Below are 16,663 nucleotides of genomic sequence, written 5' to 3' on the forward strand. Positions count from 1 at the left end.
GTGGCGAGCGTCCGAGCCGCGGCTCGCGCGGCGCCCGCACCGAGGCCCCGGCCGCCGAGGCTCCGCTGGAGGCCCCGGTCGCCGCCGAGGCCACCGTCGTCGAGACCCAGGAGGGCTGACACCATGCTGATGCCCCGTCGGCTCAAGCACCGCAAGCAGCACCACCCCGACCGCAGTGGCGCGGCCAAGGGCGGCACCTCGCTCGCGTTCGGTGACTACGGCATCCAGGCCCTCGAGCCCGCCTACGTCACCAACCGTCAGATCGAGTCCGCTCGTATCGCCATGACGCGTCACATCAAGCGTGGCGGCAAGGTCTGGATCAACATCTTCCCGGACCGCCCGCTCACCAAGAAGCCGGCCGAGACCCGCATGGGCTCCGGCAAGGGCTCCCCCGAGTGGTGGGTCGCCAACGTCAAGCCCGGCCGTGTCCTGTTCGAGCTCTCCGGCGTGCCGGAGGACGTGGCCCGCGAGGCGATGCGCCGCGCGATCCACAAGCTCCCCCTGAAGGCCCGCTTCATCACGCGAGAGGGTGGTGAGTTCTGATGGCAGACCAGATCACCGCGATCGAGCTCGACGAGCTCAACGACGTCGACCTGGAGACCAAGCTCCGTGAGTCCAAGGAGGAGCTGTTCAACCTCCGCTTCCAGGCGGCCACCGGCCAGCTGGAGAGTCACGGTCGTCTCCGCACGGTCAAGAAGGACATCGCCCGCATCTACACGGTCGTCCGCGAGCGTGAGCTCGGGATCCGTACGGCGCCGGGCGCCGAGAGCAAGGAGGCCTGACCGCGATGAGCGAGCAGACTGAGAACACCGCCGAGGAGCGCAACAGCCGCAAGGTGCGCGAGGGCCTCGTCGTCAGCGACAAGATGCAGAAGACCATCGTGGTCGAGGTCGAGGACCGCGTGAAGCACGCGCTCTACGGCAAGGTCCTGCGCCGCACGAGCAAGCTCAAGGCTCACGACGAGGAGAACACCGCCGGGATCGGCGACCGCGTGCTGGTCATGGAGACCCGCCCGCTGTCGGCCACCAAGCGCTGGCGCCTCGTCGAGATCCTCGAGAAGGCGAAGTAAGCACCGCCGTTTTGGCGAAACATGCGAGCGCCGGGGACACTTGATCGTTCCCGGCACTCGTTCGTGAGACACAAAAACCACTGAGTTCGGCAAGGCTCCCGCGCCCTGGATGCGCGTGAGAACCGGCTCGACAAGGAGATTCAATGATTCAGCAGGAGTCGCGACTCAAGGTCGCCGACAACACGGGTGCCAAGGAGATCCTCTGCATCCGCGTTCTCGGTGGCTCTGGTCGTCGCTACGCCGGCATCGGCGACGTCATCGTCGCCACTGTCAAGGACGCGATCCCGGGCGGCAACGTCAAGAAGGGTGACGTCGTCAAGGCCGTCGTCGTGCGCACCGTCAAGGAGCGTCGTCGTCCCGACGGCTCCTACATCCGGTTCGACGAGAACGCCGCCGTCATCCTCAAGAACGACGGCGAGCCCCGCGGCACCCGCATCTTCGGCCCGGTGGGTCGCGAGCTGCGCGAGAAGAAGTTCATGAAGATCATCTCGCTCGCCCCGGAGGTGCTGTGATGAGCAAGTCCTTCAACATCAAGACCGGTGACGAGGTCAAGGTCATCGCGGGCAAGGACAAGGGTGCGACCGGCAAGGTCATCCGCGTCCTGCGCGACGAGGACCGCCTGGTCGTCGAGGGCGTCAACATCATCAAGCGCCACCTCAAGGCCGGCCAGAACGCCGCGGGTCAGCAGACCCCCGGTGGCATCGTCGCCGCCGAGGCGCCGATCCACGTCTCGAACGTGCAGCTCCTCGAGGACGGCAAGCCGGTCCGCATCGGCTTCCGCCGCGACGCCGTCACCAAGCGCCGCCCCGACGGCTCGACCTACTCCGCCGAGCGCAGTGTCCGCATCTCGCGCGCGAGCGGCAAGGAGATCTGATCATGACCACCGCATCCACTGAAAGCGTCGCCACCCAGCCGCGCCTCAAGGCGCGCTACCGCAGCGAGATCGCGCCGGCCCTGCAGGAGCAGTTCGGCATCGCGAACGTCATGCAGATCCCCGGTCTCACCAAGATCGTGGTCAACATGGGCGTCGGCGAGGCCGCTCGCGACTCCAAGCTGATCGAGGGCGCCATCAAGGACCTCACCGCGATCACCGGCCAGAAGCCGCTCGTCAATAAGGCCCGCAAGTCCATCGCGCAGTTCAAGCTCCGCGAGGGCATGCCGATCGGCGCCCACGTCACCCTCCGCGGTGACCGCATGTGGGAGTTCCTCGACCGCCTGCTGTCGCTCGCGCTGCCCCGGATCAGGGACTTCCGCGGTCTCAACGGCAAGCAGTTCGACGGCAACGGCAACTACACCTTCGGTCTCACCGAGCAGGTCATGTTCCACGAGATCGACCAGGACAAGATCGACCGCCCGCGCGGTATGGACATCACGCTGGTGACCACGGCCACCAACGACGAGCAGGGTCGTGCGCTCCTCAAGGCGCTCGGCTTCCCCTTCAAGGAGAACTGACATGGCGAAGACCGCGCTCAAGGTCAAGGCCGCGCGCAAGCCGAAGTACGCCGTCCGCGCCTACACCCGCTGCCAGCGGTGTGGCCGCCCGAAGGCCGTCTTCCGGAAGTTCGGCCTGTGCCGTATCTGCCTGCGTGAGATGGCCCACCGTGGCGAGCTCCCCGGCGTGACCAAGTCCAGCTGGTGACCCGCACCACCAACTAGTCAAAGCAGGTCGCCCGTCCAGCGAGGCGTGCGAAACCACTTCGAGAAAGTACACACAAACATGACGATGACTGACCCGATCGCAGACATGCTCACGCGTCTGCGCAACGCCAACCAGGCGTACCACGACTCGGTGTCGATGCCGCACAGCAAGATCAAGCAGGGCGTCGCCGAGATCCTCAAGCAGGAGGGCTACATCGCCTCGTTCGAGGTGAAGGACCCCTCCGAGGGTGAGGTCGGCAAGACCCTCACGCTCACGCTCAAGTACGGCCGCAACCGGGAGCGCTCGCTCGCCGGCGTACGCCGCATCAGCAAGCCCGGCCTGCGCGTCTACGCCAAGCACACCGGCCTCCCCAAGGTGCTCGGCGGTCTCGGCGTCGCGATCATCTCGACCAGCCAGGGTCTGCTCACCGACCGCCAGGCCAACCAGAAGGGCGTGGGCGGCGAAGTCCTCGCCTACGTCTGGTAACGGGTTAGGAGAAGAGAACATGTCGCGTATTGGCAAGCTCCCCGTTCCGGTCCCGGGCGGCGTGGACGTGCAGATCGACGGCCAGACCGTGACCGTCAAGGGCCCCAAGGGCACCCTGACCCACGTCGTGGCCGAGCCCATCACGGTCGAGCGCAACGACGAGGGCGGCAGCGCCGTTCTCGACGTCAAGCGTCCCGACGACGAGCGCCTCTCGAAGGCCCTTCACGGTCTCTCGCGCACCCTGATCAACAACATGGTGATCGGCGTGACCGAGGGCTACGAGAAGAAGCTCGAGATCGTCGGCGTCGGCTACCGCGTCCTGCCCAAGGGCCCGACGCAGCTCGAGTTCCAGCTCGGCTACAGCCACCCGATCATCTTCGACGCCCCCGAGGGCATCACCTTCACCACCGACGGCCCGACCAAGCTCGGCGTCGTCGGCATCGACAAGCAGCAGGTGGGCGAGGTCGCGGCCAACATCCGCAAGCTGCGCAAGCCCGAGCCCTACAAGGGCAAGGGTGTTCGCTACGCCGGCGAGAACGTCCGCCGCAAGGTCGGAAAGGCTGGTAAGTGACGATGGCCATCTCGCTGTCCAACAACAAGCACACCGCCGGTCGGGTCAAGTCGCGCCTCAAGCGCCAGGTCCGTGGCCGCAAGAGGATCAACGGCACCGCCGAGCGTCCGCGCCTGGTCGTCACCCGATCGGCCAAGCACATCACGGCCCAGGTCGTCGACGATCTCGTCGGCAAGACCCTGGCGTCCGCGTCGACCCTCGAGGCCGACCTGCGCGCGAACGAGGGCGACAAGACCGCGAAGGCCAAGGTCGTCGGTCAGCTCGTCGCCGAGCGGGCGAAGGCTGCCGGCATCGACGGCGTTGTCTTCGACCGCGCGGGCAACAAGTACACCGGTCGCGTTGCGGCCCTGGCTGATGGCGCCCGCGAGGGCGGCCTGCAGTTCTGACGAGCGACGAGAGACAGAGGATTATCTGATGAGCGCAACCGCTCCCCAGCGCGACGGCCAGCGTGGCCAGCGCGACGGTCGCGGCCGTGGTCGCGACGATCGTCGCGGCGGCCAGGCCGAGAAGAGCCAGTACATCGAGCGCGTCGTCGCGATCAACCGTGTCGCCAAGGTCGTGAAGGGTGGTCGTCGCTTCAGCTTCACCGCCCTCGTGATCGTCGGCGACGGCGAGGGTCTGGTCGGCGTGGGCTACGGCAAGGCCAAGGAGGTGCCCGCGGCGATCGCCAAGGGCGTCGAGGAGGCGAAGAAGCACTTCTTCCGCGTCCCGCGCATCGGCGGCACCATCCCTCACCCGGTCCAGGGTGAGAAGGCCGCCGGCGTCGTCCTGCTCCGCCCGGCCGCTCCCGGTACCGGTGTCATCGCCGGTGGCCCGGTGCGCGCCGTGCTCGAGTGCGCCGGCATCCACGACGTGCTGAGCAAGTCGCTCGGCTCGTCCAACCAGATCAACATCGTCCACGCGACGGTCGAGGCGCTCAAGCTGCTCGAGCAGCCGGAGGCGGTCGCCTCGCGCCGCGGCCTGCCCGTCGAGCAGGTCGTCCCGGCCGCGCTCCTCAAGGCCAAGGAGGAGGCTGCCGCTGAGGCCGCCGCCGCCCCGGCCGCCGAGGAGGTCTCCGCCTGATGGCTCAGCTCAAGGTTCGCCAGAACAAGGGCCTCGTCGGCCTCAAGCAGAACCAGCGCGACACGCTTCGCAGCCTGGGTCTGAAGCGCATCGGCGACGTGGTCGTCAAGGAGGACCGCCCGGAGATCCGTGGCATGGTCAACACCGTCCGTCACCTCGTGACGGTCGAGGAGGTCGACTGACATGACTGCACCGCTCAAGCTGCACCACCTGCGTCCCGCGCCCGGAGCCAAGACCGCCAAGACCCGCGTGGGTCGTGGTGAGGGCTCCAAGGGCAAGACCGCGGGCCGTGGCACCAAGGGCACCAAGGCCCGCTACCAGGTTCCCGTCGCCTTCGAGGGTGGCCAGATGCCGATCCACATGCGTCTGCCCAAGCTCAAGGGCTTCAAGAACCCCTTCAAGGTGACCTTCCAGGTCGTCAACCTCGACAAGATCAACGAGGCCTTCCCCGAGGGCGGCGACGTCACCGTGGCCGATCTCGTGGCCAAGGGCCTGGTCCGCAAGAACGAGCCCGTCAAGGTGCTCGGCAGCGGCGAGATCTCGGTCAAGGTCGCCCTGACCGTCGACGCCGCCTCGTCCTCCGCCAAGGAGAAGATCGAGGCCGCCGGCGGCACGGTCACCATCGCCTGAGGGAAATAGCCTCATCGTCAGACGCGGTCAGGGCCCGTTCGGCGACCGGCAGTCGCCGGTCGCCGCACGGGACACCCTGACCGCGTTTGACTGTTCCCACCCCTGTTAGGCTGCCCCGGGCCCACGACTGCCGCGCGTGGCGGGGCCCTGCTTTGCCGATTGTCGAGAAGAGGACCCTCACGTGCTTGGCGCGTTCGCGAACGCCTTCCGGACTCCGGATCTGCGTCGCAAGTTGCTGTTCGTCCTGGTGATCATCGTGATCTTCCGGGCGGGCTCCCAGCTCCCTGCCCCCGGTGTCAACGTGGGCAACGTCGAGGACTGCATCAACCTCACCAAGGAGGGGTCGGGCGCCGGCCTCTACAACCTGGTCAACCTCTTCTCCGGTGGCGCGCTGCTCCAGCTGACGGTCTTCGCGCTCGGGATCATGCCCTACATCACCGCGAGCATCATCCTGCAGCTGCTCGTCGTCGTGATCCCGCGGCTCGAGCGCCTCAAGAACGAGGGCCAGTCGGGCCAGACCAAGATCACGCAGTACACCCGCTACCTCACGCTCGGCCTCGCGCTGCTCCAGGCGACCGGCATCGTCGCCCTCGCCCGCTCGGGCAACCTGCTCACCTGCGACAAGGACCTGCTCTACAGCAACAGCACGAGCACCTTCCTCGTCATGGTCGTCACCATGACCGCCGGCACGGCCGTCATCATGTGGCTCGGAGAGCTCATCACCGAGCGCGGCGTCGGCAACGGCATGTCGATCCTCATCTTCACCCAGGTCATCGCGACCTTCCCGTCGACGATGTGGGCGGTGAAGCAGGAGCACGGCTGGTACACGTTCGCCGGCGTACTCGCCATCGGGCTCGCGCTCGTCGCCGCCGTCATCTTCATCGAGCAGGCCCAGCGCCGGATCCCGGTGCAGTACGCGCGCCGCATGGTCGGCAGCAAGATGTTCGGCGGCTCCTCGACCTACATCCCGCTCAAGGTCAACCAGGCGGGCGTCATCCCCGTCATCTTCGCCTCCTCCCTGCTCTACCTCCCCGCCATGGCGGCGCAGTTCAACCAGAACAGCGACGCCAAGTGGGTCGACTGGATCAACACCTACTTCGTCAAGGGCGATCACCCCCTCTACATGGCGGCGTTCTTCCTGCTCATCGTCTTCTTCACCTACTTCTACGTCTCCATCACCTTCAACCCGAAGGAAGTGGCGGACAACATGAAGAAGTACGGCGGCTTCATTCCCGGTATCCGCGCGGGCAAGCCGACCGAGGACTACCTGTCCTATGTCCTGTCCCGCATCACGCTGCCGGGCTCGCTCTACCTCGGTCTCATCGCGCTGATCCCGCTGATCGCGCTCGCGCTGATCAACGCCAACAGCAACTTCCCGTTCGGCGGCACCTCGATCCTCATCATGGTGGGCGTCGCGCTGGACACGGTGAAGCAGATCGAGAGCCAGCTGCAGCAGCGCAACTACGAAGGATTCCTGCGTTGAGGCTGATCATCATGGGCCCCCCCGGAGCGGGCAAGGGCACCCAGGCGAGGTTCATCGCCGAGCACTTCGGGATCCCGGCGATCTCGACCGGCGACATCTTCCGCGCCAACGTCTCCGCCGGCACCCCGCTCGGGGTCGAGGCGAAGCGCTACATGGACGCGGGGGAGTACGTCCCGGACGACGTCACCAACCGCATGGTGCGCAACCGGATCGACGAGCCCGACGCCGTCGGCGGCTTCCTCCTCGACGGCTACCCGCGCACGCTGGCGCAGGTCGAGGAGCTCGACGGGATGATCAAGTTCACCGGTCACCAGCTCGACGCCGTGCTCAGCCTCGTGGTCGACAAGGACGAGGTCGTCGCGCGACTCCTCCAGCGGGCCCAGATCGAGGGCCGCGCGGACGACACCGAGGACGTCATCCGTCGCCGGCAGGAGGTCTACCTCGAGCAGACCGAGCCGCTCCTCGAGGTCTACAAGGGCCGCGGCATCCTCGTCGAGGTCGACGGCCTCGGTGAGGTCACCGAGGTGACGCAGCGGATCCTCGACGCACTCGGGCCCCTCGACGAGAGCTAGGACCTCCTCGTGTTCGGGCGGCTGCAGGTCAAGACGCCGGAGCAGCTCCGCGCGATGCGGCGTGCCGGCCTGGTCGTCGGCGAGACGCTGGAGGTGCTGCGCGCCGCCGTCCGGCCGGGTGTGACGCCGCGGGAGCTCGACGCGCTCGCGGAGTCGACGATCCGGGCGCAGGGCGCCACGCCGTCCTTCCTCGGCTACCACGGCTTCCCGGCGAGCATCTGCGCGTCGGTCAACGACGCCGTGGTCCACGGCATCCCCGACGACACCCCGCTCGTCGAGGGCGACGTCATCTCCCTCGACTGCGGCGCCATCGTGCCGGACGACGCGGGCCGCGGCTGGCACGGCGACGCCGCGATCAGCCTGCCCGTCGGCGCGGTCGCCGAGGAGGTCACCGAGCTGATGCGGGTGACCGAGGAGTCGATGTGGGCCGGGATCGCCGCCGCCCGGATCGGCGGCCGGGTCTCGGACATCGGCCACGCGGTCGAGTCCTTCGTCCGCGCTCAGCCGGGTGGCGCGCGCTACGGCATCCTCGAGGACTACTTCGGCCACGGGATCGGCACCGAGATGCACATGGACCCCGACGTGCCCAACTACGGACGTCCCGGCCGCGGCCCGCGGCTCCAGCGCGGGATCGCGCTCTGCTGCGAGCCGATGGTCACGCTCGGCACCAAGCAGACCCACGAGCTCGACGACGACTGGACGGTCAAGACCGACGACGGCTCCTGGGCCGCGCACTTCGAGCACACTTTCGCCCTGACCGAGGACGGCGTCTGGGTGCTGACCGCCCTCGACGGCGGCCGCTCCCGCCTCGCCGTCTCGTACGGCGGCGAGGACTGACCATGCGCGCGCCGGTCGTCCGGTTCGCCGTGACCGATGCCGACGCCCGCGCCGCTGCCCACGCGCTCGTGCTCGAGGCGGCGGCCGAGTGGCTGGGCGTCGCGGCGCGCGATCTGGCGCTGACCCACCGTTGTCCCGACTGCGACTCCGACGAGCACGGCGTGCCGCTCGTCGCCGGCCGGCTCGAGGTCCACGTCAGCCTCAGCCACACCCGCGGCTGGATCGCGGCGATGGCGGCGGGCGGGCGCTGCGGGATCGACGTCGAGGAGGTCAGGCCGCTCGGCGACTCCGTGCTCCGGCGCTTCCTCTCCGACGCCGAGCAGGCATGGCTCGCCGCCCAGCCGGATCGGGTCGCCGCCGGCGTACGCGTGTGGGCGAGGAAGGAGGCGCGGTTCAAGGCCGGGCAGGCGACCTCCGTCGTCGAGGCCGACGGGCTCGACACCCGCGGGCTCGAGGAGTGGGCGGGAACATCGGGCGACGGGACGGCGTTCGCCCTAGGTGCGGCTGTCCGTCCTTGATCTCGTCCCGGTGCGCTCCGACCAGACCTCTGCCGACGCGGTCGCGGCGTCGATCCGGCTGGCGAGGCTGGCCGACGAGCTGGGCTACCACCGCTACTGGCTGGCCGAGCACCACAACATGCCCGCCGTCGCGGCGACCAACCCGCCGGTCCTGATCGGCCTCGTCGCCGGCGCCACGGAGCGGATCCGGGTCGGCTCCGGCGGGATGATGCTGCCCAACCACGCCCCGCTCGTCGTCGCCGAGCAGTTCGCGCTGCTCGAGGCGGCCTTCCCGGGCCGGATCGACCTCGGCGTCGGGCGCGCCCCCGGGACCGACCCCGTCACGGCGTGGGCCCTGCGCCACGGCGGCCCCGCCGACGCCGACGACACGGTCAACCGCTTCCCGGAGATCCTCGACGACCTCGAGGCGATGATGGCGCCGGAGGGCGCCTCGGTCGCGGTCGCCGGCCGTCGCCACGAGCTGCGTGCGACCCCCGCCGCCGGCTCGGCTCCCGAGCTGTGGCTCCTCGGCTCCAGCCAGTACGCCGCCGCGCTGGCCGCCCAGAAGGGCCTGCCGTACGTCTTCGCCCACCACTTCGCGGGGCAGGGCACGGCCGAGGCGCTCGACCTCTACCGCCGCACCTACGTGCCGAGCCCCGACCACCCGGAGCCGCGGACCTTCCTCACCGTCAACGCGGCCGTCGCGGAGACGGCCGACGAGGCCGAGCGGCTCGCCCTGCCGCAGCTCCTGACGATGCTCCGGCTGCGGACCGGGGCGCCCCTCACGGCGCAGCAGCTCGTCGACGACGCGCTCGCGACGCCGATCGCCGAGGGCCAGGCGGGGCTGCTCGACGCGATGCGCCGGAGCTGGATCATCGACGACGCCTCCGGCGCCGCGAAGAGGGTGGAGGCACTGGCCGCGGAGTTCGGCGTGGACGAGGTCATGATCAACCCCGTCGGCGGCGCGTACGCCGGCTCCGACGCCCGCACCGCACCCGGTCGCGAGCTCGCGCTGAGCCTCCTGGCGCACCACCGCGTGGATTAGGGGATCGTCCCAGGCCGGTCCTAGACTGGCGTGTCGGCCCAACGTGGGTCTGTGCTGCCATGCCTTGCGGCTAGCCGCGCTCCGCTCGTCGGTGCGTGGGGATCCGGTGTGGTGGCCGGGCTTCACGAGGTCCACCTCGCCCTTCGGGCGGGGAGGTTCCCGGGCCGATGCAGGAAACGGTAGATCAGCAACCGAGCAGTTAGTGAGGACATGCCGAAGAAAGAAGGCGTGATCGAGATCGAGGGCACCGTCGTGGAGGCCCTTCCCAACGCGATGTTCCGAGTGGAGCTGAGCAACGGGCACAAGGTTCTCGCCCATATCAGCGGCAAGATGCGCCAGCACTACATCCGGATCCTCCCCGAGGACCGCGTGGTGGTGGAGCTGTCTCCCTACGACCTGACCCGCGGTCGCATCGTCTACCGGTACAAGTGAGATCGCTTGCGATCTCGCTCATCAGTACAGAGCCGCGAGAGAAAGAAGGTAGGCCGATATGAAGGTCAACCCGAGCGTCAAGCCGATCTGTGACAAGTGCAAGGTGATCCGTCGCCACGGCCGCGTCATGGTGATCTGCGAGAACCCGCGCCACAAGCAGCGCCAGGGCTGAGCCCGCAGCACAACTGAATACCCAGCATCGAGCTGCTAGCCGTCCGCTCATCACGACGACGGCGAAGCACCTCCGGTTCAGAGGCCGGAGCCCGGGCGCCACCCGAGACGCAGCTCGAACGACACCTCTGACGTAGCACTAAGGAATCCACATGGCACGCCTCGTTGGTGTGGATCTCCCGCGCGAGAAGCGCGTGGAGATCGCTCTCACCTACATCTACGGCATCGGCCGTACCACCTCCCAGCAGCTCTTGGCCGCGACGGGCGTCAACCCCGACACCCGCGTCCACGCCCTGTCGGAGGACGAGCTCGTCGCGCTGGCGAAGGAGATCGAGTCCCGCAACCTGACGATCGAGGGTGACCTCCGTCGCGAGGTCCAGGGCGACATCCGCCGCAAGATCGAGATCGGCTCCTACCAGGGCCGCCGCCACCGCATGGGCCTCCCGGTCCGCGGTCAGCGCACCAAGACCAACGCTCGCACCCGCAAGGGCCCGAAGCGCACCGTTGCCGGAAAGAAGAAGGCCAAGTAATGCCCCCCAAGAGTCGTCAGGCTGCGGCGAAGACCAAGATCCGCCGCAAGGAGAAGAAGAACGTCGCCCAGGGCGAGGCCCACATCAAGAGCACGTTCAACAACACCATCGTCACGATCACGGACCCCACCGGTGCCGTGATCTCGTGGGCCAGCGCCGGCACCGTCGGCTTCAAGGGCTCGCGCAAGTCCACCCCCTTCGCCGCTCAGATGGCCGCCGAGGCCGCTGGTCGTCGTGCGATGGAGCACGGCATGAAGAAGATCGACGTCTTCGTGAAGGGCCCGGGCTCGGGCCGCGAGACGGCGATCCGCTCCCTGGGTGCGATCGGCCTCGAGGTCGGCACCATCCAGGACGTCACGCCCACGCCGCACAACGGCTGCCGCCCGCCCAAGCGCCGCCGCGTTTGATCCCACTGAGACGAAAGAGAGACTGAAGAGATGGCCCGTTACACCGGCCCCATGACCCGCAAGTCCCGCCGTCTCGGCGTGGACCTCGTCGGTGGCGACGCTGCGTTCGAGAAGCGTCCCTACCCTCCCGGCCAGCACGGCCGTGCCCGCATCAAGGAGAGCGAGTACCGCTCGCAGCTCCAGGAGAAGCAGAAGGCCCGCTTCACCTACGGCGTTCTGGAGAAGCAGTTCGCCAACTACTACGCCGAGGCGCACCGCCGTGCCGGCAAGACCGGTGACAACCTGCTCCAGCTGCTCGAGGGCCGCCTGGACAACGTCGTCTACCGCGCCGGCTTCGCCCGGACCCGCCGTCACGCCCGCCAGCTGGTCAACCACGGCCACTTCCTGGTGAACGGCAAGAAGGTCAACATCCCGTCCTACCAGGTCTCCGCGCACGACGTCATCGACGTCCGCGAGAAGAGCTGGGGCATGACCCCGTTCATCGTGGCTCGCGAGACCCACGGCGAGCGCGTCGTGCCGGCGTGGCTCGAGGCCTTCCCGAACCGCATGCGCGTCCTCGTGCACCAGCTCCCGACCCGGGCCCAGATCGACATCCCGGTCCAGGAGCAGCTCATCGTCGAGTACTACTCGAAGCTCTGATCCACGCAGCATCCCGTCGGCGCCCCGCTCAGGTGGGGCGCCGACGGACCCACTTCCGCGCGGAGCGCGGAAGAGTCGGTACGTCGTCGCCACGTTAGTTAGTTCGGGCCTGTCAAATAGCGGGTAGGTCCGGGAAGGAATCCAGAAGTGCTTATCGCACAGCGTCCCACCCTGTCGGAAGAGACCGTCGACGAGTTCCGCTCGCGGTTCGTCATCGAGCCCCTCGAGCCGGGCTTCGGCTACACCCTGGGCAACAGCCTCCGTCGTACGCTCCTCTCCTCGATCCCCGGTGCCTCGGTCACGAGCATCAAGATCGACAGCGTCCTCCACGAGTTCTCGACCATCGAGGGCGTCAAGGAGGATGTCACCGAGATCATCCTCAACCTCAAGGGCCTCGTCGTCTCCTCCGAGCACGACGAGCCGGTCACCATGTACCTCCGCAAGTCGGGCGCCGGCGACGTCACCGCCGCCGACATCGCGCCGCCGGCCGGTGTCGAGGTGCACAACCCCGACCTCAAGATCGCGACCCTGTCGGACAAGGGCAAGATCGAGCTGGAGCTGGTCGTCGAGCGTGGCCGTGGCTACGTCTCCGCCGTCCAGAACAAGGGCGCCGACAACGAGATCGGCCGGATCCCGGTCGACTCGATCTACAGCCCCGTGCTCAAGGTCAGCTACAAGGTCGAGGCGACCCGTGTCGAGCAGCGCACCGACTTCGACAAGCTCGTCATCGACGTCGAGACCAAGCAGTCGATCGCGCCGCGTGACGCGCTCGCCTCCGCCGGCAAGACGCTCGTCGAGCTCTTCGGCCTCGCCCGCGAGCTCAACGTCGAGGCCGAGGGCATCGACATCGGGCCGAGCCCGGTCGACGAGCAGCTCGCCGCCGACCTGGCCCTGCCGGTCGAGGACCTCAACCTCACCGTCCGGTCCTACAACTGCCTCAAGCGCGAGGGCATCCACACCGTGGGTGAGCTCATCGGCCGCTCGGAGCAGGACCTCCTCGACATCCGCAACTTCGGCGCCAAGTCGATCGACGAGGTCAAGCTGAAGCTGCACGAGATGGGCCTGTCGCTCAAGGACAGCGCTCCCGGCTTCGACCCGACCGCCGCCCTCGCCGCCTACGGCGACGATGACGATGACGCCTTCGTCGAGGACGAGCAGTACTGACCGACGCGGCGCCGGCACGCACCTCGCTGCGTTGTCGGCCCTCGACGGCCCGCTTCGCTCGACGGCCGCCTTCGGGCCTCCGCCTTGCGATGCACGCACCGGCGCCACGTCGGTGTCGCAGCACAGAAGACTGACACCATCTACTCCGGTACCTGACACGGCCGGGGAGAATTGAGAGAGCAATGCCTACTCCCAAGAAGGGCGCCCGCCTCGGCGGCTCGCCCGCGCACCAGAAGCTGATCCTCTCGAACCTCGCCACGGCGCTGTTCGAGCACGGTCGCATCACGACGACCGAGGCCAAGGCCCGCACCCTGCGCCCGCTCGCCGAGAAGCTGATCACCAAGGCGAAGAAGGGCGACATCCACAACCGCCGCGAGGTCCTCAAGACCATCCGCGACAAGTCCGTCGTGCACGTCCTCTTCACCGAGATCGCGCCGACGTTCGCCGAGCGTCCCGGCGGCTACACCCGGATCACCAAGATCGGTCCGCGCAAGGGCGACAACGCCCCCATGGCGGTCATCGAGCTGGTGACCGAGGCCTACGCCCCGAAGCCCGCCGCCACCAAGGCCAGCACGGAGAAGAAGGCCGAGACGCCTGCCGCTCCGGTGGCCGAGGAGACTCCGGCCGAGTCCGTCGAGGAGGCGGCCGAGGCCGCCGACGACGCCGCTGAGCTCGAGGCCGTCGACGGCGCCGAGGCTGCGGCGCTCGCCGACGAGGCCGTCGTGATCGCCGAGGAGTCCGAGGACGCCGAGGGCGACAAGGAGGCCTGAGCCTCCGCGCACCCCGCGTCAGGCGCCCGTCACCGATCGGTGACGGGCGCCGTTCGCGTCTCCGGCCCGCCCGGGACGGTCCGGCCCTCGTCGAGCGGTGCCGTGGCCGAAACGTCCCTGTCGATCTGGGAAACTGGGCCGGTGCGGATCCGGATCGACTTCGCCTACGACGGCACCGACTTCCACGGGTGGGCTCTCCAGCCGGGGCTGCGTACCGTGCAGGGGGAGCTTCAGGCGGCGCTCGCCCGGGCGCTCCGGGTCGAGGAGGCCTGGGTCACCGTCGCCGGGCGCACCGACACCGGTGTCCACGCGCGCGGCCAGGTCTGCCACCTCGACGTCGACCCCGAGGTCCTGGTGGCGTCCGCCGGGCGCTCGCCGGAGTCGCCGGTCGACGCGCTCACCCGGCGGCTCAACGGAATCCTGCCCGCGGACGTCCGGGTGCGCCGGAGCAGCGAGGCGCCGGCGTACTTCGACGCGAGGTTCTCGGCGATCTGGCGGCGCTACCAGTACCGCGTCGCCGACGCGACGGCGTGCTACGACCCGCTGCGGCGCCACGAGGTGCTGCACTGGCAGCGCCCGCTCGACCTCGACGTGATGAACGCGGCCGCGGCCGACCTGACCGGGCTGCGTGACTTCACCACGTTCTGCAAGGCGCGCGAGGGCTCGACCGCGATCCGCGACCTGCGCGAGCTGCGGTGGGAGCGCGAGCCGGACGGCACGGCGACGGCGACCGTGGTCGCCGATGCCTTCTGCCACTCCATGGTCCGCAGTCTGGTCGGATGCCTGATCGCGATCGGCGAGGGCAGGCGGTCCCTGAGCTGGGCCAAGGAGCAGCTCGCCGCGCAGGCGCGGTCGAGCGCGATCCATCTCGCGTCGCCGCGAGGTCTGACGCTCGAGGAGGTCGGCTACCCGCCCGACGCCGAGCTCGAGGCGCGGCTGCTGGTGACGAGGAACCGGAGGCAGGCCGATGAGCTCGACTGAGCGGCCCGAGGACACGGCGGCGGAGGAGCACTACTTCACCGCCGACCCGTCCGTTCCGTTCGAGCGGATCCCGGTGCTCGCCGAGGTGTGGGGTGAGTCGCTGTCGCTCGTCAGCGGCTCGGGCGTCTTCGCCAAGGGACGGCTCGACATCGGGACGTCGGTGCTCTTCAAGGAGGCCGAGCCGCCGTCGCTCGCCGCCGGCGCGAGGGTGCTCGACGTGGGCTGCGGCTACGGCGCGATCGGGCTGGCCATCGCGCGCCTGCTGCCCGACGTCGAGGTGGTCGGGGTGGACGTCAACGAGCGGGCGCTGCTGCTGGCCACTGAGAACGCCCACGCTCTCGGGCTCGCGAACTATCGAGCCGTGCTCCCGGACGCGGCCGCGGCGGCGGGGGAGTGGGACGAGATCTGGTCCAACCCGCCGATCCGGATCGGCAAGCCGGCGCTGCACGAGCTGCTGCTCCGGTGGCTCCCGCGCCTGACTCCGGAGGGGCGCGCCGTCATGGTCGTGGGGAAGAACCTCGGCGCCGACTCCCTCCAGCGCTGGCTCGGGGAGCAGGGCCTCCCGACGACCCGGATCGGCTCCGCGAAAGGCTTCCGGGTGCTCGAGGTCCGGCGCGCGCAGGGTTGAGAGACCGCTGACGTCGCGATGATGCCGACCCATATGAGGGTGGCGGCCGCGTGGTCCCCGTGACCACGACGCCGCCCCGCCGGAGGGCGTCCAGGACGCCGATGGTCGGACCGCGCCGCAGATGGCTCGCCGGCCGGAACAACCGGACCGAGCCTGATCGACCGTCTCGGACACCGATCCGGCGACGGTGGAGTCCACCGGGACAGCAGGCATAGCATCCGGTCATGGAGGTCGGGCAGACCCTGGGGGCTCTCGTCGGTCGCTCGTACGTCGCGTGGCTTGGCGCCGTCGCCGCCGCGCTCTGGTCGATCACGGCGTGGTCGGCCATGTCGGAGCGGGCGAGTGGGGGAGACGATACGACGCTTGCGAACGACCTCCTCGGAGTCGTCGTCGCCGTCGCGGTGCTGTTCGCGGTCGGATTCGTCGCGCACATCGCGTGTCGTCTCGGCCCGCTGGCTCCCCTCGTCGCGATGGGCATCGTCTCGGCGGTGGAGGCACCGGCTCTCTACGTCGAGCCGATGCAGGGTGCTGCCTTCGTCGTCATCCCTCTCGCCCCGTTCCTCGCTGTGAGCCTGACGCGGGTCGTCGGTCGGCGTGGGCGGCTGGTGCTCGGTGTGGTCGCCGTGCTCTGCTGCCTGCCGCTCGCCTTCACGCTGACCGGTATGGCAGCCGAGCTTGGAGCGTAGGTCGGAGACGGACGGAAAGGGCTGGCAGCTCAGCCGGAGCGGTCGACCTTGAGGGCCCTGCGGATCCAGGTCAGCGCGCCGCGGCCGGACACCGCCGACGTCACGGAGCCGCCGCCGGAGAGCATGCCGGCCGCGGCGCCCGTCACCGCCGTGGCACAGCTGGAGCACACCGGCTCGCCCATGATGTTCGTGCGGGTCGCCTTGCGTCGACGACACCGCCTGCAGGTCGGTCCGCCCAGTGCCATGCGAAGAGCATGCTCGCCACTCGGCGCCGGCGGCAAGCAAGAACCCCACCGAGGTGGTGTTCTTGCTGTCGTATGTGCCGGTGGGCGTGCCCGATCCCCACCTGGGTGGTGTCCGTGCA

The 16,663-nt window shown here is 69.0% G+C and carries 29 protein-coding genes; 28 read left to right on the forward strand and 1 reads right to left on the reverse strand.

Annotation, left to right across the window (positions count from 1 at the left end):
* Nucleotides 1-123: 123 nt before the first annotated feature.
* From rplP to QM572_RS19450, 28 genes are all read left to right on the forward strand, one after another.
* The gene (rplP, locus tag QM572_RS19315) at nucleotides 124-543 is read left to right on the forward strand and encodes a 50S ribosomal protein L16 (RefSeq protein ID WP_415095604.1); all 420 of its coding nucleotides are present in this window, start codon (nucleotides 124-126) and stop codon (nucleotides 541-543) included.
* The gene (gene rpmC / locus QM572_RS19320) at nucleotides 543-782 is read left to right on the forward strand and encodes a 50S ribosomal protein L29 (RefSeq protein WP_415095605.1); all 240 of its coding nucleotides are present in this window, start codon (nucleotides 543-545) and stop codon (nucleotides 780-782) included. The genes rplP and rpmC overlap by 1 nt, the downstream gene beginning before the upstream one ends.
* A gap of 5 nt (nucleotides 783-787) precedes the next feature.
* Entirely contained in the window at nucleotides 788-1,069 is a 282-nt protein-coding gene (gene rpsQ / locus QM572_RS19325; RefSeq protein ID WP_415095606.1) for a 30S ribosomal protein S17, read from the forward strand.
* A 143-nt stretch (nucleotides 1,070-1,212) separates the two neighbouring features.
* Nucleotides 1,213-1,581, forward strand: coding sequence for a 50S ribosomal protein L14 (gene rplN, locus QM572_RS19330; protein WP_011757324.1), 369 nt, complete (start codon nucleotides 1,213-1,215; stop codon nucleotides 1,579-1,581).
* Nucleotides 1,581-1,943, forward strand: coding sequence for a 50S ribosomal protein L24 (gene rplX / locus QM572_RS19335; RefSeq protein WP_415095607.1), 363 nt, complete (start codon nucleotides 1,581-1,583; stop codon nucleotides 1,941-1,943). The genes rplN and rplX overlap by 1 nt, the downstream gene beginning before the upstream one ends.
* 2 nt (nucleotides 1,944-1,945) lie before the next feature.
* On the forward strand, nucleotides 1,946-2,521 hold the full coding sequence (gene rplE, locus QM572_RS19340) for a 50S ribosomal protein L5 (protein WP_415095608.1): 576 nt from the start codon (nucleotides 1,946-1,948) through the stop codon (nucleotides 2,519-2,521).
* Nucleotide 2,522: 1 nt separating this feature from the next.
* Nucleotides 2,523-2,708 carry a type Z 30S ribosomal protein S14 gene (locus QM572_RS19345; protein WP_008361020.1) on the forward strand — a complete coding sequence of 62 codons (186 nt, stop codon included), beginning with the start codon at nucleotides 2,523-2,525 and terminating at the stop codon, nucleotides 2,706-2,708.
* A gap of 78 nt (nucleotides 2,709-2,786) precedes the next feature.
* On the forward strand, nucleotides 2,787-3,194 hold the full coding sequence (rpsH, locus tag QM572_RS19350) for a 30S ribosomal protein S8 (RefSeq protein ID WP_415095609.1): 408 nt from the start codon (nucleotides 2,787-2,789) through the stop codon (nucleotides 3,192-3,194).
* Nucleotides 3,195-3,213: 19 nt separating this feature from the next.
* Entirely contained in the window at nucleotides 3,214-3,765 is a 552-nt protein-coding gene (gene rplF / locus QM572_RS19355) for a 50S ribosomal protein L6 (RefSeq protein ID WP_415095610.1), read from the forward strand.
* Nucleotides 3,766-3,767: 2 nt separating this feature from the next.
* Nucleotides 3,768-4,151, forward strand: coding sequence for a 50S ribosomal protein L18 (gene rplR, locus QM572_RS19360; RefSeq protein ID WP_415095655.1), 384 nt, complete (start codon nucleotides 3,768-3,770; stop codon nucleotides 4,149-4,151).
* A gap of 28 nt (nucleotides 4,152-4,179) precedes the next feature.
* A complete protein-coding gene (rpsE, locus tag QM572_RS19365; protein ID WP_415095611.1) occupies nucleotides 4,180-4,827 on the forward strand; it encodes a 30S ribosomal protein S5 in 648 nt (215 codons plus the stop codon).
* Nucleotides 4,827-5,009, forward strand: coding sequence for a 50S ribosomal protein L30 (rpmD, locus tag QM572_RS19370; protein WP_415095612.1), 183 nt, complete (start codon nucleotides 4,827-4,829; stop codon nucleotides 5,007-5,009). The genes rpsE and rpmD overlap by 1 nt, the downstream gene beginning before the upstream one ends.
* 1 nt (nucleotide 5,010) lies before the next feature.
* Nucleotides 5,011-5,457, forward strand: coding sequence for a 50S ribosomal protein L15 (gene rplO / locus QM572_RS19375; protein ID WP_415095613.1), 447 nt, complete (start codon nucleotides 5,011-5,013; stop codon nucleotides 5,455-5,457).
* Between the two features lie 181 nt (nucleotides 5,458-5,638).
* The gene (gene secY / locus QM572_RS19380) at nucleotides 5,639-6,940 is read left to right on the forward strand and encodes a preprotein translocase subunit SecY (protein ID WP_415095614.1); all 1,302 of its coding nucleotides are present in this window, start codon (nucleotides 5,639-5,641) and stop codon (nucleotides 6,938-6,940) included.
* Nucleotides 6,937-7,512 carry an adenylate kinase gene (locus tag QM572_RS19385; protein WP_415095615.1) on the forward strand — a complete coding sequence of 192 codons (576 nt, stop codon included), beginning with the start codon at nucleotides 6,937-6,939 and terminating at the stop codon, nucleotides 7,510-7,512. The genes secY and QM572_RS19385 overlap by 4 nt, the downstream gene beginning before the upstream one ends.
* Nucleotides 7,513-7,521: 9 nt before the next feature.
* Nucleotides 7,522-8,349: a type I methionyl aminopeptidase gene (map, locus tag QM572_RS19390; protein WP_415095616.1), complete on the forward strand. Its 828-nt coding sequence runs from the start codon at nucleotides 7,522-7,524 to the stop codon at nucleotides 8,347-8,349.
* Between the two features lie 2 nt (nucleotides 8,350-8,351).
* Nucleotides 8,352-8,867 carry a 4'-phosphopantetheinyl transferase family protein gene (locus QM572_RS19395; protein WP_415095617.1) on the forward strand — a complete coding sequence of 172 codons (516 nt, stop codon included), beginning with the start codon at nucleotides 8,352-8,354 and terminating at the stop codon, nucleotides 8,865-8,867.
* Nucleotides 8,868-8,877: 10 nt separating this feature from the next.
* Entirely contained in the window at nucleotides 8,878-9,891 is a 1,014-nt protein-coding gene (locus QM572_RS19400; RefSeq protein WP_415095618.1) for an LLM class flavin-dependent oxidoreductase, read from the forward strand.
* 210 nt (nucleotides 9,892-10,101) lie between these two features.
* Nucleotides 10,102-10,323: a translation initiation factor IF-1 gene (infA, locus tag QM572_RS19405; protein WP_011757309.1), complete on the forward strand. Its 222-nt coding sequence runs from the start codon at nucleotides 10,102-10,104 to the stop codon at nucleotides 10,321-10,323.
* Nucleotides 10,324-10,381: 58 nt separating this feature from the next.
* Nucleotides 10,382-10,495, forward strand: a complete 114-nt coding sequence (gene rpmJ, locus QM572_RS19410) for a 50S ribosomal protein L36 (RefSeq protein WP_004008316.1) — start codon at nucleotides 10,382-10,384, stop codon at nucleotides 10,493-10,495.
* Nucleotides 10,496-10,646: 151 nt separating this feature from the next.
* On the forward strand, nucleotides 10,647-11,024 hold the full coding sequence (rpsM, locus tag QM572_RS19415) for a 30S ribosomal protein S13 (protein ID WP_415095619.1): 378 nt from the start codon (nucleotides 10,647-10,649) through the stop codon (nucleotides 11,022-11,024).
* Nucleotides 11,024-11,431 (forward strand): 30S ribosomal protein S11, encoded by a 408-nt coding sequence (gene rpsK / locus QM572_RS19420; RefSeq protein ID WP_250051661.1) that lies wholly within the window; start codon nucleotides 11,024-11,026, stop codon nucleotides 11,429-11,431. The genes rpsM and rpsK overlap by 1 nt, the downstream gene beginning before the upstream one ends.
* A 30-nt stretch (nucleotides 11,432-11,461) precedes the next feature.
* The gene (gene rpsD, locus QM572_RS19425) at nucleotides 11,462-12,070 is read left to right on the forward strand and encodes a 30S ribosomal protein S4 (protein ID WP_415095620.1); all 609 of its coding nucleotides are present in this window, start codon (nucleotides 11,462-11,464) and stop codon (nucleotides 12,068-12,070) included.
* Nucleotides 12,071-12,217: 147 nt separating this feature from the next.
* Nucleotides 12,218-13,234, forward strand: a complete 1,017-nt coding sequence (locus QM572_RS19430; RefSeq protein ID WP_415095621.1) for a DNA-directed RNA polymerase subunit alpha — start codon at nucleotides 12,218-12,220, stop codon at nucleotides 13,232-13,234.
* Between the two features lie 182 nt (nucleotides 13,235-13,416).
* The gene (gene rplQ, locus QM572_RS19435; RefSeq protein ID WP_415095622.1) at nucleotides 13,417-14,004 is read left to right on the forward strand and encodes a 50S ribosomal protein L17; all 588 of its coding nucleotides are present in this window, start codon (nucleotides 13,417-13,419) and stop codon (nucleotides 14,002-14,004) included.
* A gap of 141 nt (nucleotides 14,005-14,145) precedes the next feature.
* Nucleotides 14,146-14,985, forward strand: coding sequence for a tRNA pseudouridine(38-40) synthase TruA (truA, locus tag QM572_RS19440; protein WP_415095623.1), 840 nt, complete (start codon nucleotides 14,146-14,148; stop codon nucleotides 14,983-14,985).
* The gene (locus tag QM572_RS19445) at nucleotides 14,972-15,613 is read left to right on the forward strand and encodes a class I SAM-dependent methyltransferase (protein WP_415095624.1); all 642 of its coding nucleotides are present in this window, start codon (nucleotides 14,972-14,974) and stop codon (nucleotides 15,611-15,613) included. The genes truA and QM572_RS19445 overlap by 14 nt, the downstream gene beginning before the upstream one ends.
* A gap of 224 nt (nucleotides 15,614-15,837) precedes the next feature.
* Entirely contained in the window at nucleotides 15,838-16,299 is a 462-nt protein-coding gene (locus tag QM572_RS19450; protein WP_415095625.1) for a hypothetical protein, read from the forward strand.
* A gap of 29 nt (nucleotides 16,300-16,328) precedes the next feature.
* Here QM572_RS19450 and QM572_RS19455 read toward each other — a convergent pair whose 3' ends face one another.
* A complete protein-coding gene (locus QM572_RS19455) occupies nucleotides 16,329-16,544 on the reverse strand; it encodes a hypothetical protein (RefSeq protein ID WP_415095626.1) in 216 nt (71 codons plus the stop codon).
* Between the last annotated feature and the right edge of the window lie 119 nt (nucleotides 16,545-16,663).

Source organism: Nocardioides sp. (assembly GCF_047607365.1).
GTDB lineage: Bacteria > Actinomycetota > Actinomycetes > Propionibacteriales > Nocardioidaceae > Nocardioides.